Genomic DNA, 1218 nt, shown 5'->3' with positions numbered 1-1218 from the left:
ATTCTTATCAATTTTCCCCATTACTTTAACTCGTAGGGGCATTAACTTTAGAACTCTGCTAATGGATAAGCAAGTTAATAATTGTACTTGAAAATGGAGTGATACGATGAATAAGACGTATGATGTCATCATTACCGGTGCTAGATGTGCCGGCTCTACCCTGGCAATTTATCTTGCTAAGGCAGGTTTCCATGTGTTATTAGTGGACCGAGCGAATTTTCCAAGGGACACATTATCAACCCATACCTTTTTCAATAATACTGTCGCTCTTCTTCGAGAAACCGGTGTCCTGGACAAGTTATTGGAAACAAAAGCACCGCCGGTACGGGATATTAAATTTCAATTTGAGGATACCGTGATAGAAGGTCTCATCCCTGAGGTTTACGGAGAGGAAAGTTGTTATTGTATTAGAAGAACTTATCTCGATCATATTCTACTTGAACAAGCCAAATCCCAAATGAATGTAACTGTTTTAGAAGGATTTCGTGTGACGGATGTCATCCGTGATGACGAAACAGTGATAGGCGTGAAAGGTTTAGACGGCGACAACGAGAAACAAGAATTTTTAGCTCGCCTGGTAGTCGGGGCAGACGGCCGATCCTCTATTATTCGCAAGCTGGTAAAAAGTGAACTCAAAATAAGTATTCCGGCAACAGTCGGCATCTATTTCGGGTATTTCTCTGGATTTCGCCACGATAATGTCCCTAAATTTGAAGTATACAAGATAAAAGATAACACAGCCATTCTCTTTCCGACGAATGATGATTTATATGTAATTGTCGGCATTTTCCCATTAGAAAATAAGGAATTGATAGAACGGTTGAAATTAAATCCGGAAAGCTGTCTACGCAATTTCTTTACAGATAACTTTCCGAATACAACAATTGGGGCGCGCTTGAAAAATGCAGAACTAGTAGAACCGGTCAAAGGCATTCTCGGATATGATAATTACTGGTATAAAGGAATGGGAAAAGGATGGGCGTTGGTTGGAGATGCAGTTTGTTTTAAAGATCCTGGCATGGCGCAGGGTATCCATGATGCTATATGTGGAGCACGTATATTATCCAATATTCTATCAAAATATAAGGGACAATCCGATCAATCAAATCAAATGTCTGAAGAATATCAAAAGGCAATAGAAGATGAGTTTATGGTTCGGTTTCACATGGGATGCCAAATTTCGAAGAATGAACGCATATCTGAACAACAGGATGCTGT

At 39.7% G+C, this 1218-nt stretch carries 1 protein-coding gene; it reads left to right on the top strand.

What is annotated here, in order from left to right:
* Positions 1 to 106: 106 nt before the first annotated feature.
* Positions 107 to 1218, top strand: a 1112-nt coding sequence (locus ACFQZ1_RS13585) for an NAD(P)/FAD-dependent oxidoreductase (protein ID WP_098886936.1), incomplete at its 3' end; no start/stop codon positions are given.

The organism is Bacillus sp. CGMCC 1.60114, from assembly GCF_042676365.1.
Classification (GTDB): domain Bacteria; phylum Bacillota; class Bacilli; order Bacillales; family Bacillaceae_G; genus Bacillus_A; species Bacillus_A rhizoplanae_A.
This window is presented reverse-complemented; position numbering and strand designations above follow the sequence as displayed.